General features: G+C 64.6%; 14 protein-coding genes. 6 read left to right on the top strand and 8 right to left on the bottom strand.

The features are described 5' to 3' along the window. Positions 1–2 precede the first annotated feature (2 nt). From ACFC2Y_RS02570 to ACFC2Y_RS02585, 4 genes are all read right to left on the bottom strand, one after another. Entirely contained in the window at positions 3–215 is a 213-nt protein-coding gene (locus ACFC2Y_RS02570) for a twin-arginine translocase TatA/TatE family subunit (protein ID WP_375173489.1), read from the bottom strand. A 221-nt stretch (positions 216–436) separates the two neighbouring features. Then, positions 437–1,519 (bottom strand): ABC transporter ATP-binding protein, encoded by a 1,083-nt coding sequence (locus ACFC2Y_RS02575; RefSeq protein ID WP_375173490.1) that lies wholly within the window; start codon positions 1,517–1,519, stop codon positions 437–439. Between the two features lie 85 nt (positions 1,520–1,604). Then, on the bottom strand, positions 1,605–2,717 hold the full coding sequence (locus ACFC2Y_RS02580; protein WP_375173491.1) for a hypothetical protein: 1,113 nt from the start codon (positions 2,715–2,717) through the stop codon (positions 1,605–1,607). A gap of 5 nt (positions 2,718–2,722) precedes the next feature. Continuing rightward, positions 2,723–3,502 carry an SDR family oxidoreductase gene (locus ACFC2Y_RS02585; protein ID WP_375173492.1) on the bottom strand — a complete coding sequence of 260 codons (780 nt, stop codon included), beginning with the start codon at positions 3,500–3,502 and terminating at the stop codon, positions 2,723–2,725. Between the two features lie 185 nt (positions 3,503–3,687). Between ACFC2Y_RS02585 and ACFC2Y_RS02590 the strand changes: the two genes are divergently transcribed. The 6 genes from ACFC2Y_RS02590 to ACFC2Y_RS02615 all read left to right on the top strand — a co-directional run bounded on the left by ACFC2Y_RS02590 (position 3,688) and on the right by ACFC2Y_RS02615 (position 9,970). Further along, entirely contained in the window at positions 3,688–4,722 is a 1,035-nt protein-coding gene (locus ACFC2Y_RS02590) for a Hint domain-containing protein (protein WP_375173493.1), read from the top strand. A gap of 48 nt (positions 4,723–4,770) precedes the next feature. Continuing rightward, positions 4,771–5,199: a hypothetical protein gene (locus ACFC2Y_RS02595; protein ID WP_375173494.1), complete on the top strand. Its 429-nt coding sequence runs from the start codon at positions 4,771–4,773 to the stop codon at positions 5,197–5,199. Between the two features lie 47 nt (positions 5,200–5,246). Further along, the gene (locus ACFC2Y_RS02600; protein WP_375173495.1) at positions 5,247–6,854 is read left to right on the top strand and encodes a peptide chain release factor 3; all 1,608 of its coding nucleotides are present in this window, start codon (positions 5,247–5,249) and stop codon (positions 6,852–6,854) included. Between the two features lie 175 nt (positions 6,855–7,029). After that, entirely contained in the window at positions 7,030–7,986 is a 957-nt protein-coding gene (locus ACFC2Y_RS02605) for a glycosyltransferase family 2 protein (protein ID WP_375173496.1), read from the top strand. Positions 7,987–8,125: 139 nt separating this feature from the next. Then, positions 8,126–9,571, top strand: coding sequence for a DEAD/DEAH box helicase (locus ACFC2Y_RS02610; RefSeq protein WP_375173497.1), 1,446 nt, complete (start codon positions 8,126–8,128; stop codon positions 9,569–9,571). 78 nt (positions 9,572–9,649) lie between these two features. Then, positions 9,650–9,970 carry a PilZ domain-containing protein gene (locus ACFC2Y_RS02615; protein WP_375173498.1) on the top strand — a complete coding sequence of 107 codons (321 nt, stop codon included), beginning with the start codon at positions 9,650–9,652 and terminating at the stop codon, positions 9,968–9,970. Positions 9,971–9,972: 2 nt separating this feature from the next. On the opposite strand, the gene ACFC2Y_RS02620 is transcribed toward ACFC2Y_RS02615, so the two are convergent. The 4 genes from ACFC2Y_RS02620 to nuoN are packed head-to-tail and all read right to left on the bottom strand — an operon-like array spanning position 9,973 to position 14,631. Then, positions 9,973–11,643 carry a ribonuclease J gene (locus tag ACFC2Y_RS02620; RefSeq protein ID WP_375173499.1) on the bottom strand — a complete coding sequence of 557 codons (1,671 nt, stop codon included), beginning with the start codon at positions 11,641–11,643 and terminating at the stop codon, positions 9,973–9,975. Continuing rightward, a complete protein-coding gene (locus ACFC2Y_RS02625; protein ID WP_375173500.1) occupies positions 11,640–12,419 on the bottom strand; it encodes a type III pantothenate kinase in 780 nt (259 codons plus the stop codon). The genes ACFC2Y_RS02620 and ACFC2Y_RS02625 overlap by 4 nt, the downstream gene beginning before the upstream one ends. A 12-nt stretch (positions 12,420–12,431) precedes the next feature. Further along, positions 12,432–13,190 carry a biotin--[acetyl-CoA-carboxylase] ligase gene (locus ACFC2Y_RS02630; protein WP_375173501.1) on the bottom strand — a complete coding sequence of 253 codons (759 nt, stop codon included), beginning with the start codon at positions 13,188–13,190 and terminating at the stop codon, positions 12,432–12,434. A gap of 4 nt (positions 13,191–13,194) precedes the next feature. Continuing rightward, complete coding sequence (gene nuoN, locus ACFC2Y_RS02635; protein ID WP_375173502.1) at positions 13,195–14,631, bottom strand: NADH-quinone oxidoreductase subunit NuoN; 1,437 nt, start codon at positions 14,629–14,631, stop codon at positions 13,195–13,197. Positions 14,632–14,642: the final 11 nt, after the last annotated feature.

Genomic DNA, 14,642 nt, shown 5'->3' on the forward strand with positions numbered 1-14,642 from the left:
GATCAGACCTTGTCTTTTTCTTCCGGAGTCACGTCGCGAGCCGTTTCGGATTGCGCGTCATCCAGTTCCTTGGTGCTGTCGCTCACGCCCTTCTTGAAGGCGGTGATGCCCTTGCCGACCTCGCCCATGAGCGAGGAGATCTTGCCGCGCCCGAAGAGGACCAGCACGACCACGGCGATCAGCAGGAGGCCGGGAAGGCCGATATTGTTGAGCATGTCTTCTCTCCCCTGGTGCACCGGGCGGGGTGTGAGGAGTGAACCGCCCGGGTCGAAAGTCCAGATGTATCTAATGGTTCAGCCGCGCGAGGGGAAGGTGCAATCCTTGGATTGTGAGATAAATCGCCGTCTGGCTGCGCGGCATTTCGTCTGGGGGGCCGGACCTGGTGTTGCGTCATCCTTGGACTTGATCCCGGGATGACGCGCGAGAGGGGCTCGGGTCAGCCTGTGACCGGGAAGACGAAACAGCGATCCCGCCGGATGGTGAGCCAGAGCGGCTTGCCCGGGCGCGGCAGGAAGACATTGGGCACCGTGGCCTTCACGGTCGATCCGTCGCCGTCCATGCGGAATTCGACCAGGCTTTCATTGCCCATGAAACGCGCACGAGTGACCACGCCGCGCGCCGGGGTGCCATCCTGGGCGGTCGGCAAGGGCCCCTGCCCGTCGCGGTCGAAGTCGATTTTGAGGTGCTGGGGGCGGATCACGATCTCCACCTCCTGCCCGTCCGGCACACCGGGGGCGAGGAATTCGCCAAAGGGGGTATGGGTCAGCGCGCCCTGCACCTTGCCGCGGATCACGTTGATGTCGCTGAAGAACGCGACCGCAGCCTTGTCGATCGGCGCGTTGTAGATATTGTAGGGCGCCCCCTGCTGGACGATTTTACCATTGCGCATCAAGGCAATGTCATCGGCCATGCGCATGGCCTCGTCCGGCTCGTGCGTGACGAGGAGGACGGCGGTGCCGGCCTCCTTCAGGATCGTCAGGGTGGTATCCCGGATGTCATCACGCAGCCGGTTGTCGAGGCCGGAAAAGGGCTCGTCCATCAACATGATGCGGGGATTCGGGGCCAGGGCGCGAGCCAGGGCGACGCGCTGCTGTTCGCCGCCCGACAGCTCATGTGGCCAGGCGTCGATGAATCGGCGCAGGTCGACGCGGTCCAGCATCTCCTCCACCCGGGCGCGTTTGACGGCGGCAGAGCCGGAGAGACCAAAGGCAACATTGTCGGCCACGGTCAGATGCGGAAAGAGGGCGAAATCCTGGAACATCAGGCCGATGCGGCGGCGCTCGGCGGGGACGCGGACCACGGTGTCGCAGATCAGCTCTCCGTCCACGTGGATTTCGCCGCTGTCCTGCATTTCCACCCCGGCGATCATCCGCAGGGTCGTCGACTTGCCGCAACCGGAGGGGCCGAGCAGACAGGTCACCTGCCCCGGCTGGATGGACAGCGAGACGTCATCCACCACCACGCGGCCGTCAAAGCTGCGCGTCAGATTGCGGATTTCAAGACGGGGCGGGGATGTCACCAGATGCCTGACCGATTTGCAAAGGTTCCCGCGTGGGTATCAGGCGCCCCCCCTGGCGGCAAGTGGTCAGGTCGGTGAAGCCGACCTACGCCGTCAGGGTTACGATGCCTGCGGCCCGGATGCGTCCGTTGACCACCAGTTCGACCTCATGCGGGCCGGGGTGAAGGCTGTAGGTCGTGGCCGAGGCGGGCAGTTTGTGGCGTTTTTGCAGGGTCAGGGGCCTGCCCCCCTCTAGCTTCGTCACCGTCAGCTTGTGGACCTTGCGCCGGACGCCCGTGGGCCGGAGGAAACCGATGGCGTAGTCGACGAGAACGGGCTGATCTTCAGGACAGGTCAGGGTGACGGAGAACTCCAGCGCCTCCCCGATGCGGGCGGTGTCCGGCAGGGTCAGATCGGCCGTGATCACCGCCTCCATCCGGTAGCCCAGCAGTGACATGGCGCCGGGGTGGCCTTTCTTCACAAGGTCGCGCAGGGCGTGGCGGGTCATCCAGGCCAGTTCGTCCGGGTCCTGCGCTGCGGCCTTTTTCCAGCGGTTGAGCGCGCCCAGCACAGGCCGTGCGTCGACCTTGGAAATGTCGTTGAGGTGATTGGCGACCGAGCGGGTGACAAACCGGGTCGGATCGGCGTGGAGGCGATCCAGCAGGGGCATGGCCGCCCCCGGCGTGAGAGTGATGCCCATGCCCCAGGGCAGCCTGGGTCGCGTGCCTTCGCTCACCAGCCGGCGGACATGGTAGTGGGGATGGTCGGCCCAATTCGTCAGCCGCGCCATGACCTCCTCCGGCCAACGGTTGAGGAAGGGGCGGATGGCATATTCCATGGAAAACCGCTGCGTGACTTGCTCCAGCAAATCGAGTGCCCGGTCGCGGTGATCCTCCAGCCCGCGTTTCACGGCCACCTCGCCCAGGGGGGCATAGATGAACCGTCCGAAATCGTCGTCGCGCCGCGTGGGGTCGAGGGGCGGCGGCAGGGCGGCCTCGATCACATCGGCGGCGGCAGGAAAATGGTCGGGCAGCGCCTGGGTCAGGCAGTCCGCGATCCAGTCGATGCGCTGTTTCAGCTCCAGTTCGGGAAAGCGGGAGAGCACCCGCGCCTCAAAGCCGGGATCGAAGGTGGGGTCATTGGCGCGGAATCGGGCGGCGAGGTCGCCGACCGTTTCCGCGTTGAACAGATCGTCCTTGAGCGAAAAGCCCCCCGCCATGACGGTCAGACGGTCGAATTGAACGCGCCACCGTCCAGCAGGACGTTCTGCCCCACCATGAAGCCTGCATGAACCGAACACATGAAGGCACAGGTCGCGCCGAACTCCTCCGCCGTGCCGATGCGGCCCGTGGGGTTGGCGGCGTCGCGGGCCTTGGCGGCCTCTTCGAAACTTATGCTTTCGCGCTTTGCCGTCGCCTCGGTCATGGAGCGGATGCGGTCGGTGTCATGGCTGCCCGGCAGCAGGTTGTTGATGGTCACGCCATGTTTCGCCACCTGCCGTGCGGTGCCCGCGACATAGCCGGTCAGACCGGCGCGGGCGGAGTTCGACAGGCCCAGGATCGGGATGGGCGAGCGGACGGAGGCGGAGGTGATATTGACCACCCTGCCCCAGCCGCGATCCATCATGCCGGGAAGCTGCGCCTTCATCAGCGCGATCGGGGTCAGCATGTTGGCGTCCAGCGCCTTGATGAAATCCTCGCGGTCCCAGTCGGTCCAGAAGCCCGGGGGCGGGCCACCGGCGTTGGTGACGAGGATGTCGAGCGCGCCTGCGGCTTCCAGTACTTCGGCGCGGCCCGCTTCGCTGGTGATGTCGGCGGCGACGGCTGTCACCTCCACACCATAGGTGTCGCGGATCTCCTGCGCGGTGGCCTCCAGCGCCTCCGCCCCGCGGGCGTTGAGAACAAGGTTCACCCCCGCGTCTGCCAGTGCCATGGCACAGCCCCGTCCCAGCCCCTTGGAAGAGGCGCAAACCAATGCGCGCTTGCCTGAAATCCCGAGGTCCATGTAATCTCCCTTCCGGACCCTGCGGCCCGTTTCCATCTGTTCGCCTTGGCATGTTATCCCGATTGCCCGCCGCTTGCGCAACAATGACGGCAAATGACCCGGGACCCGCCCGGTTGCCGCCACAATCAATGCCTACTCCTCCACTCATGCCGGAGCGGATCGGCAGAGGAAAGGTTTAAAGAGACATGATTTCGGCCATCGCCAAACCCACGGCGTCCATTCCGGTCTTTCGGGCCCGGGATCTGACCTGTGTGCATGGCGCAAACGAAGGGGACGATCTGACCTTCGCCGATGAGCTGATGCTGGATGACAGCTACTGGTTCGCCGAAGCGGCGCGGCAGGTGCGGCTCGGCATCGCCTCGTCGGAAAGTGGCGCGATCACCGTGGGCGAGGATACGGAGGCCGGGACGCCCGGCGCCTCGCTGCATCTGGACAGTTGCGTGACCGTCATGTCCCCCGATGGCACCACGACCGAGGTTCTGCTGTTGGTGGAGGTCGACATGTTCGGCGATGCAGCGGCGGTCTATGCCCTGCCGCTGGCCCCGCTGTCCCCGCGCACGGATTACACCCTCGTCGGGATTGATATCGACGGCGCGGCCCGCAAGTTCGCCGAGGTCGCCTGCGTCTCCTTCACCCGTGGCACGCGGATCACGCTGGCCTCCGGTGCGCAACGCAGGATCGAAAAGCTCGCCATAGGCGACCGGGTGCTGACCCGCGACAACGGCGTGCAGGAAATCCGCTGGATCGGGCATTCGACCGTGCGCGCGGTCGGCGACTTTGCCCCGATCGTGATCCGCGCCGGGGCGCTGAACAACGAGGCGGATCTGGTGGTCTCGCCCGATCATCGCCTGTTCATTTATCAACGCGAGGATGCCATCGGCGCCGGGCGTCGCGAGTTGCTGGTCAAGGCGCGTCATCTGGTGAACGGCGACACGGTGATCCAGCAGGACGGCGGGTTTGTCGAATATTACCAGCTGCTCTTCGACGGGCATGAGATCATCTATGCCGAGGGCATCGCCGCTGAGACGCTGCTGGTCGACACCCGCACCCGCGCCGCCCTCCCGCCCGAGCTGGACGAGGTTCTGGCGCGCAAGCTGCCGGGGCACGAGGATCGGGCGCATCTGCAGTTCGAGGTCCAGAAGGCGCTGCTGGATCAGCCGGACGCGGCCGACGTGCTGCGCGAGGCCTCGCGCCGGACCGGGGGCCGCCGCGCCGGTTGACGCGGTCCGCACCGCGTTTCATCCTCCGCCTGCTGACCGGAGGTTTCCATGCGCCCTGTTTTCCTGATTGCCTGTCTTCTGCCCCTGCCCCTGCCCCTGATAGCAGAGCCGCTGACCCGGACAGATCCGCCCGCCCCTATCGTTGACCAATTGCGCGCGGAGGCCGGGGCGAACGGAGAGCTCTTCGATGGCGTGTCCGGCTGGCCCGTCGATCTGGAGGGGGACGGGACGATGGAATGGCTGGTTCAGGCGGCCTATCCCTTCAAGGGCGGCAATGCGGTCTATGTGCGAACCTACCTCTTCGACGGCGAGGACACGGGCTATGGGGCCAGCGCCGACATCGGCCTCGACCGGTCGCTGAAGCGCGTCGAACAGGTGGATGGCAATCTGCACCTCGTAATCTTTGAATTGCTGGACAACGACCCTCGCTGCTGTCCAAGCGGCGAGAGCACGCGCATCCTGACCATCGGCAACTAGGCATTCGCCCGCTTGCCGTTTCCGGGCGGCCTGTTATATCCCGCGCCATGCTGGATACGCCCACAAACCGCCCCACCCTGCCGCCCGAAATCGCGCGGCGTCGGACCTTTGCCATCATCTCTCACCCGGATGCGGGCAAGACAACGCTGACGGAGAAGTTCCTGCTGTTCGGCGGGGCGATCCAGATGGCAGGCCAGGTCCGCGCCAAGGGCGAAGCGCGGCGGACGCGGTCGGATTTCATGCAGATGGAGAAGGACCGGGGTATTTCCGTCTCCGCCTCGGCGATGTCGTTCGATTTCAAGAGCTTCCGCTTCAATCTTGTCGATACGCCCGGCCACTCGGACTTTTCCGAGGACACCTACCGGACGCTGACGGCCGTGGATGCGGCGGTGATGGTCATCGACGGGGCCAAGGGGGTGGAGAGTCAGACGCGGAAACTGTTTGAGGTGTGCCGTTTGCGCGATCTGCCGATCCTGACCTTTTGCAACAAAATGGACCGGGATAGTCGGGATACCTTCGATATTATCGACGAAATCCAGGAAAACCTGGCCATCGACGTAACCCCCGCGTCCTGGCCGATCGGCAGCGGGTCGGATTTCGTCGGCTGCTATGACATCCTGCGCGACCGGCTGGAGCTGATGGACCGGGCCGACCGAAACCGCGTGGCCGAAACCATTGAAATCAATGGGCTTGATGATCCCCTACTGGAAAAACACGTCCCCGCGCACCTGCTGGACCAGCTGCGCGAGGAGGTCGAGATGGCGAAGGAGCTGTTGCCGACGCTTGATCCCCAGGCCGTGCTGGAGGGGCATATGACGCCGATCTGGTTCGGCAGCGCCATCAATTCCTTCGGCGTGAAGGAGCTGATGGACGGCATCGCCACCTACGGGCCGGAACCACAGGTGCAAAGCGCCGAACCACGGCAGATCGCGCCGGACGAGCCGAAGGTGACGGGCTTTGTCTTCAAGGTGCAGGCCAATATGGACCCCAAACACCGCGACCGCGTGGCCTTCATCCGGCTGGCCTCGGGGCACTTCCAACGCGGGATGAAGCTGACCCATGTACGGTCGAAGAAACCTATGACCATTTCGGCGCCGGTGCTCTTCCTGGCCTCCGACCGGGAACTGGCGGAGGAGGCCTGGGCAGGCGATATCATCGGCATTCCCAACCACGGACAGCTGCGCATCGGCGACACGCTGACCGAGGGCGAGGCGCTGCGCGCCACTGGCATCCCCTCCTTCGCGCCGGAACTGCTGCAATCGGTGCGCGCGGGCGACCCGATGAAGGCGAAGCATCTGGAGAAGGCGTTGATGCAGTTTGCCGAGGAAGGCGCGGCCAAGGTCTTCAAGCCCTCCTTCGGCTCCGGCTTCATCGTCGGCGTCGTCGGCGCGCTGCAGTTCGAGGTCCTGGGATCGCGGATCGAACTGGAGTACGGGCTGCCCGTGCGCTTCGACACTTCCCAGTTCACCTCGGCAAGATGGGTGAAGGGGACCCAGCAAGCTGTTGATAAGTTTGTGAATGCCAACAAGCAGCATATCGCGACGGATCACGATGGCGACGTTGTCTATCTGACCCGTCTGCAATGGGATATCGACCGGGTGGCGCGGGATTATCCCGACATCACCCTGACCGCGACAAAGGAAATGATGGTCTGAGCGGGCCCTTGTCAGGGCTGGCGGCTGCGGTCACTCTGCCCTTATGAGCGCGCGATGTCCCTTGGTAACCCCGGCCGATGGCGCCCCTGTGGATAACACTGGGGCGCGGTGCGATAGCAGGGGCTTGCGGCAGGCTCTTGATGTGCCTCCATGCGGTCTGAGCGGGGGCCGGTGAATGACCACCTGGGGCATCGTCAGCACGATCAAGGCGCCGCAGCGAGCGGTTCTGGAATTCGCGGCCTGGCATCTGGAGATGGGGGTGCATCGGCTCTTCCTGCATCTCGACGCGCCGGATGCGGCCACCTTCGACATCCTCAAGGCGCATCCCCGTATTCGCCCCCGGATCACCGACAGCGCCTATTGGGAGGCGAGCGGTGTGCGGCGGCCGACAAAGCACCAGCCGCGCCAGACGTTCAACGCCACCCGCACTTATGCGCGCCGGGCCGATGTCGACTGGCTGTGCCATCTGGACGTGGACGAGTTCCTGATGTCCGACGCACCCGTTTCCGAAGCGCTGGACGCGCTGCCCCCGGATTGCATGGTCGCCCGTGTCCGCCCGATGGAGGCCTTGGCGCCGGTTGATCCAGAGGGGGATGCGTGGAATTTCAAGGTGCTGGTGGTCGACCCTGCCGCGCGGCGGTGCGTTGCGACCGAGGTCTGGCCGACCTATGGCCCCTATCTCAACGGCGGGTTTCTGAGCCATGTCGCGGGCAAGATCTTTGTCCGGACGGGCCAGGCAGACCCCGCGTTCCGCATCCATAACTTCTATGCGGACGGGGTGGAAAATCCGGGGCAGCAGGAGGTGGATACAATCGCCCTGGCGCATCTGCACGCCCGGACCTGGGCCGACTGGTATGCCCACTACCGCTATCGCCATGAAAGCGGCGCCTACCGGGCGGAACTGAAACCGAACCGCCCGCGGGACCGGGGCGGAATGACCCTGCATGAGCTGTTTGCGGTGATCGAGGCAGAGGGCGGTGAAGCCGGGCTGCGGCTTTTCTTCGACGAGGTCTGCGCAGCGACCCCCGGCCATTTGGAGCGTCTGCTCGCCGCAGGGTTGCTGCGGCGCGCCCGCATGCCACTGGAAGCGTTAAGAGAAAAGCATTTCGCTGGCTTGGAAACAAAGAGTTAGCGCTTACATGTTTGACGAAACGGGATTTTTTCGCTATTCCCGCCGCAATTGGGCCAATCTGACTCACTCATCAGAGCCATCCGGGCAACCGGCCCTCTCGCTGCGCGGGCCAAGACGTGTCCGCAAATAACGGATACTCATGACAAAATTTACTGATCTGAACCTGGCTCCCAAGGTCCTTAAGGCCGTCACCGAAGCGGGCTACGAATCGCCCACGCCCATTCAGGCGGGCGCCATCCCCCCGGCCCTCGAAGGGCGCGATGTTCTGGGGATCGCCCAGACCGGCACTGGCAAGACCGCGAGCTTTACCTTGCCGATGATCACGCTTCTGTCCAAGGGGCGGGCGCGGGCGCGGATGCCGCGCAGCCTTGTGCTGGCTCCGACGCGGGAATTGGCGGCGCAAGTTGCCGAGAATTTCGATACTTACACCAAACACCTCAAGCTGACGAAGGCGCTGCTGATCGGCGGTGTGTCCTTCAAGGAGCAGGATGCACTGATTGACCGTGGGGTCGACGTTCTGATCGCGACGCCGGGTCGTCTGCTTGACCATTTCGAACGTGGTAAGCTTCTGCTGACCGGCGTGCAGATCATGGTGGTGGACGAAGCCGACCGCATGCTGGACATGGGCTTCATCCCTGATATCGAACGCATTTTCTCGCTGACGCCCTTCACGCGTCAGACGCTCTTCTTCTCCGCCACGATGGCGCCGGAAATCGAGCGGATTACCAATACCTTCCTTTCCAACCCCGCACGGGTCGAGGTGGCGCGCCAGGCGACGACCTCCGAGACGATCGAGCAGGGTGTGGTGATGTACAAGGCCTCGCGCAAGGATCGCGAGGGCTCGGAAAAGCGGCGCCTGCTGCGCGACCTGATCGAGAGCGAAGGCGAGGCCTGCCGCAATGCGATTATCTTCTGCAACCGCAAGACGGATGTGGATATCACCGCGAAGTCGCTGAAGAAATATGGCTATGACGCCGCGCCGATCCATGGTGACCTGGAACAGTCGCAGCGGATGAAAACGCTGGACGGGTTCCGTGATGGCACGCTGCGGTTCCTCGTGGCCTCCGATGTGGCGGCTAGGGGCCTCGATATTCCGAACGTGAGCCATGTGTTCAACTTCGACGTGCCGAGCCATGCCGAGGACTATGTGCACCGGATCGGCCGGACCGGCCGCGCCGGACGTCAGGGCAAGGCAATGATGATCTGCGTGCCGCGGGACGAGAGGAACCTGGCCGATATCGAACGGCTGGTGGAAAAGGAAATTCCGCGGCTTGAGGCACCGAATGCGCCCAGCCCCAAGGCGGAGACCGAGGACAGCGCGGCGGAAGACAAACCGCGCCGGTCACGTGGCGGACGCGGCCGGAGCCGTACCAAGACCGAGGAGCCGGTGACGGAGACCCCAGAGGCCGCCGTGGAAGAGACCCCGGCAGTCGAGGCCACGACCGAGAGCCAACCGAAGCCCGAAGGGCGTCGGGAGCGTGGCGGTCGGCGGCGTGGGCGTGACGACGACAACAAGGTCGTCGGCATGGGCGATCACATGCCCAGCTTCATCGCGCTGAGCTTTGACGAGCGGCGCGCGAGCTGACGCTTAGGGGCGTCAACCAATTCTTCAACCTCCCCTGCTAGCACCGGGTCCACCCGTGGCTGGCAGAGGAGTGTGATTTTGGCAATTTCAAGGACGCGCCGCGATCTGCGGCAACATCCGCGCCATGCGGTCGATCTGACCGGCACGGCCTTCTTTCCCACGGCCTCAACAACGGTGCGGGTGCTGGATCTGTCAATGGGGGGCGCACGGATCGCCCTGCCCCTCCCAACAACGGCCTATGACATGGGCGGTCTGCGGGAATTGCGCATCGCCGGGGCGCTACAGTTGCGCATCGCTTGGCGCTGGTCGCGGGGCCACGAGGCCGGGGTCGAGTTTCTGAGCCCCGGCCAGGCGAAGTCAGGACTTGCTCGTCTGACCGAGGCTGCGACCGACGGCTAGGCTCAGGTCAGGCGGCTGACCACCACCGTCACCTCGGGCTTCTTGCCGATCTCCTCATTGGCGGAGTTGCGCACGACGCGGCGCAGCGCCTCTTCGATCTTGTCATCGTCCGATAGGGTCCCCTGCCCCGCGCGGTTGAGGAATTGCGACAGGTCTTCCTCCAGCACCTCCTGCAGTGACGCGCGGGAGCGGCCGGTTTCCGGCAGGCCCATCAGGTCGCACCAGGGATCGCCGAGGGGTTCATCCGCCTCGTCCAGAACGACGGTGACGGTGACATGGCCGTTCAGGGCCATGCGAATGCGGTCACGGACGATGCCGTCCAGCGCGCCGATCTGCACCGAGCCATCCAGGTAGGTGCGGCCGGTTTCGACATAGTCCACCACTTCCGGTGCATTGCCGGACAGGGAGACCATCGTGCCATTTACCGCCAGCACCCCCTGCCGCCGTTTCTGCTGCGCCAGCTTGGTATGTTCGCGCAGGTGGCGGTGTTCGCCATGCATCGGGATCACGATCTGCGGGTTCACGAGGTCCTGCATCCGTTCCAGATCCGGGCGGTTGGCATGGCCGGAGACATGGTAGAGGCCATCGTTGTCGTCCACCACGTCGACGCCCATCTCGGAAAAGGCGTTGATGACGTGGATCACGCCCTTTTCGTTGCCCGGGATCGTCTTGGAGGAGAAGAGGAAGGTATCCCCCTCCTTCATCGTCAGCCCCATATGCTTGCCCCGCGCCAGCTGTGCCGAGGCCGCACGCCGTTCGCCCTGTGAGCCGGTTACGATCAGCATGAGGTTTTCGCGCGGAATGCTCTTTGCATCTTCCGGAGGGACGACGGTCGGGAAATCGGACAGGACGCCGGTCTTGATCGAGGCTTCGATCATCCGGCGCATAGCCCGGCCAAGCAGAACGATGGAGCGTCCGGCGGCTGCGCCCGCATCCGCCAGGGTTTTGACGCGGGCGACGTTGGAGGCAAAGGTCGTGGCGACGAACATGCCGGTCGACTCGCTCACCAGCCTGGTGATTTCGGGGCCGACAACGGCTTCGGACCGACCGGGATGTTTGGAAAAGACATTGGTGGAATCGCAGACCAGGGCGCGGACACCGGGGGCGGAGGCCTCCTTCCAGAGGTTCTCGTCAAAGGCTTCGCCGACCAGCGGGGTTTCGTCCAGTTTGAAGTCGCCGGTGTGGATCACCCGGCCCTCGGGGCTGTCGATCACCAGCGCGGAGCTTTCGGGGATGGAATGCGAAATCGGCAGGAAGCCGATCTTGAACGGGCCGCTCTGGATCATGTCGGGCCAGGCGTTGGCGACCGTGACCGCGTTGTCCCCCACCCCGTATTCCGCCAGTTTGCCGCGAGCGATATTGGCGGTGAAGGCGCGAGCGTAGATCTTGGGCGCGCCCAGACGCTCGTACAGGTGGCCGATCGCGCCGACGTGGTCCTCGTGGGCATGGGTGATGAAGACGGCCTCCAGCCGGTCCTTGCGTTCCTCCAGCCAGGTGATGTCGGCAAAGATGAGATCGACGCCGGGCGTGGTGTCCATATCGGGAAAGGCCACACCGATATCGACAAGCACCAGCCGCTCTTCCCCCGGTTTGCCGTAGCCATAGACATAGGCGTTCATACCGATTTCCCCGGCACCGCCGAGGGGGAGATAGATCAGCCGTTCATTGCTCATACGTTGCCCTGTTCGCGATTGTAGTCATAGATGATCCGCAGCCCGTGGATCGTGATGAATTCGTCAAAGTGATCGTAGAGGGTATCCCCCTGACCGAAGAGCGGTGCAAGGCCCCCGGTGGAAATAACCTTCATCGGCCGGTCATATTCTGCCTGAATGTTCTGGGTGATGCCCCGCACCAGGCCGACATAGCCCCAGAAGATGCCCGATTGCATGCAGGCGACGGTGTTGGTGCCGATGACCTTCTGCGGTTTGGTCACATCCACATGGGGCAGCGCGGCGGCCATCTCATGCAGCGCCTGAAGCGAGAGGTTCACGCCTGGCGCGATGACACCGCCGACATAGGCGCCGTCCCCCGCCACGACGTCAAAGGTGGTCGCGGTGCCGAAATCGACCACGATCAGGTCCCCGCCGTATCTGTCGAAGGCCCCCGCCGAATTGACCAGGCGGTCGGGGCCGACAACCGTTCCCTCGTCCACCCGGGGCTGGGTCGGCAGCAGGCACTCGGGCTTACCCACGACCAGCGGGCGGCAGTTGAAATACCGGTCCGACAGGACCCGCAGGTTAAAGACCACACGCGGCACGGTGGAGGAGATGATCACCGCGTCAATGTCCAGCGGCAGCTTGTGATGCTCCAGCAGTGTGGAGAGCCAGACGTAGTACTGATCCGCGGTGCGCTGATGTTCGGTCGAGGTGCGCAGCGTGCAAAGCGCCTTGTCCCCGTCGAGGACGGAGAAGACGGTATTGGTATTGCCGCAGTCGATGGCGAGGAGCATGGAACCCTCCTGTCAGAAAAAGATATCGGCCGCCGCGATCGCCTGGCGGCCCTGGGCAGTGGTCAGGATGAGGCGCCCGGCCTCGTCGATCGTTTCGAACGTGCCGGTGGTTTCGTCTGTGCCGGTGCGCGCGGTGATAACATCACCCAGATGCGCCGCACGGTTCAGCCACTCGGTCCGGATCGGCGCGAAGCCGTAGGTGGTGAACTGCTGTTCATAGCGCGCAAAGGCGGGGGCGAGGAGCGCGAGGAAGTCTTCCGGCGCGGGGCTGGCACCGGCCTCCATCAGGGCGACGGGACGTAGGGCGCGGGCTTCAACTTCCCCCGCGTCGGGGGCGGTGGCGAGGTTCACGCCGATCCCGATGGAGGCGGCAGCGATCTGTCCGCCCGAGGTCAGGCTTTCCAGCAGGATACCCGCCAGCTTGCCCCCGTTCAGCAGCACGTCATTGGGCCATTTCAGGGTCAGCCCCTCGGTCCGGCCGGTCGCCAGGGCGCAGGCATCGAAGAGCGCAAGGGAGGCGATGAAGCTGCGCAGGGCCAGCTGATCGGGACGGTCGCGGGTCGGCAGGATCAGCGTGGTGGCAAAGTTGCCCGGCGGCATGGACCAGGGACGCCCCCGGCGGCCGCGCGCGGCGGTCTGGGTCAGGGCAAGGATCCAGAGGGGGCGGGTCACGCCCTGGGCGAAGCGGCGCTGCGCCTCGCTCAGGGTGCTGTCGGTGCTGTCGAGGATGAGCTTGTCATGACCTTCGGGCCACGACGGCAGGCCGCTCATCTTATCAGTTCACCAGCGAGGCCGCTGCGGCCTGTGCCATTCCGTCGACACCGAAAAGGTTGACGACACCCAGGACCATCACTGCGGCGGATCCCATCAGCAGGCCCCAGAGCAACGGGGATTTCGCCGGTTCGACCTGTGCGCCTTCTTCACCGAAATACATGTAGAAGACGATGCGCAGGTAGTAGAAGGCCCCGATGGCCGAGGCGACGGCGGAGAGGACGACGAGCCAGACCAGGTCAGCCGCGATACCCGCCTGCCAGACGCCCAGCTTCGCAAAGAAGCCCAGCATTGGCGGCACGCCCGCGAGGGAGAAGAGCAGCACCAGCATGGCCAGCGCCCGCGCCGGATCGGTCTTGGCGAAGAGGTTGAGCGAGGCGATGTCCACCACCGGTTCGCCATCCCGCTGCATCGAGAGGATGAAGGCAAAGGTGCCGATGTTCATCGTCACGTAGATGGCGAGGTAGGTGAGCATGGCGCTGACCCCCTGCTCCGTCCCCGCGGCGAGGCCGATCAGCGCATAGCCCATGTGGGCGATGGAGGAATAGGCCATCAGGCGCTTGATGTTGGTCTGGCCGATGGCGGCAATCGCGCCCAGGAACATCGACAGGATCGACAGGAGCGCCACGATCTGCTGCCAGTCGCCGATGATGCCGCCGAAGGCGTCGTACATCACCCGGGCGAAGAGGCCCATGGCTGCGACTTTCGGCGCGGTGGCGAAGAAGGCGGTGATCGGGGTCGGCGCGCCCTCGTAAACGTCCGGGGTCCACATGTGGAAGGGCACGGCGGAGACCTTGAAGGCGAGACCCGCCAGCATGAAGACCACGCCGAAGAGCAGGCCAAGCGCTGCCTGCCCCTCACCCGCCGCAGCAATGATGCCGGTGAAGAGCGTGGTGCCTGCGTAACCGTAGACCAGCGACGCGCCGTAGAGCAGCAGGCCGGAGGACAGTGCGCCGAGGACGAAGTATTTCAGCCCCGCCTCGGTGGAGCGCACGCTATCCCGACGCATGGAGGCGACGACGTAGAGGGCGAGCGATTGCAGCTCCAACCCCATGTAGAGGGCCATCAGATCTCCGGCGGAGACCATGACCATCATGCCGACCACTGAAAGAGCGACGAGCACCGGGTATTCGAAGCGCAGGATACCGCGCCGCTCCATGTAGTCCTGCCCCATGATCAGCACCAAAGCGGCCGAGAGCAGCAGGGTGACCTTGGCAAAGCGGGCGAAGGCGTCGTCGACAAACATGCCACCGAAGGCGGGGGTCGTCCCCTCCCCCGTCAGGGCGATCCAGAGGGCAAGCAGCCCCATGACCCCGGCGGTCAGCCAGGTCAGCATCGGTGCCAGCTTGTCCTTGCTGGTATAGACCGCGCCGACCAGGGCCAGCATCGCAAAGAGCGACAGGAGGATTTCCGGTAGGATGGTGTTCAGATCGGAAGTCATCTGAGGTCCCC

The organism is Pseudooceanicola sp. (assembly GCF_041987405.1).
Taxonomy (GTDB): domain Bacteria; phylum Pseudomonadota; class Alphaproteobacteria; order Rhodobacterales; family Rhodobacteraceae; genus Pseudooceanicola.

What these genes read in the sequence shown, in the direction of transcription:
- ACFC2Y_RS02570 (WP_375173489.1), bottom strand. Translation starts at nt 215, where the DNA reads ATGCTCAACAATATCGGCCTTCCCGGCCTCCTGCTGATCGCCGTGGTC.
- ACFC2Y_RS02580 (WP_375173491.1), bottom strand. Translation starts at nt 2,717, where the DNA reads ATGGCGGGGGGCTTTTCGCTCAAGGACGATCTGTTCAACGCGGAAACG.
- ACFC2Y_RS02585 (WP_375173492.1), bottom strand. Translation starts at nt 3,502, where the DNA reads ATGGACCTCGGGATTTCAGGCAAGCGCGCATTGGTTTGCGCCTCTTCC.
- ACFC2Y_RS02590 (WP_375173493.1), top strand. Translation starts at nt 3,688, where the DNA reads ATGATTTCGGCCATCGCCAAACCCACGGCGTCCATTCCGGTCTTTCGG.
- ACFC2Y_RS02595 (WP_375173494.1), top strand. Translation starts at nt 4,771, where the DNA reads ATGCGCCCTGTTTTCCTGATTGCCTGTCTTCTGCCCCTGCCCCTGCCC.
- ACFC2Y_RS02600 (WP_375173495.1), top strand. Translation starts at nt 5,247, where the DNA reads ATGCTGGATACGCCCACAAACCGCCCCACCCTGCCGCCCGAAATCGCG.
- ACFC2Y_RS02605 (WP_375173496.1), top strand. Translation starts at nt 7,030, where the DNA reads ATGACCACCTGGGGCATCGTCAGCACGATCAAGGCGCCGCAGCGAGCG.
- ACFC2Y_RS02610 (WP_375173497.1), top strand. Translation starts at nt 8,126, where the DNA reads ATGACAAAATTTACTGATCTGAACCTGGCTCCCAAGGTCCTTAAGGCC.
- ACFC2Y_RS02620 (WP_375173499.1), bottom strand. Translation starts at nt 11,643, where the DNA reads ATGAGCAATGAACGGCTGATCTATCTCCCCCTCGGCGGTGCCGGGGAA.
- ACFC2Y_RS02625 (WP_375173500.1), bottom strand. Translation starts at nt 12,419, where the DNA reads ATGCTCCTCGCCATCGACTGCGGCAATACCAATACCGTCTTCTCCGTC.
- ACFC2Y_RS02630 (WP_375173501.1), bottom strand. Translation starts at nt 13,190, where the DNA reads ATGAGCGGCCTGCCGTCGTGGCCCGAAGGTCATGACAAGCTCATCCTC.
- nuoN (WP_375173502.1), bottom strand. Translation starts at nt 14,631, where the DNA reads ATGACTTCCGATCTGAACACCATCCTACCGGAAATCCTCCTGTCGCTC.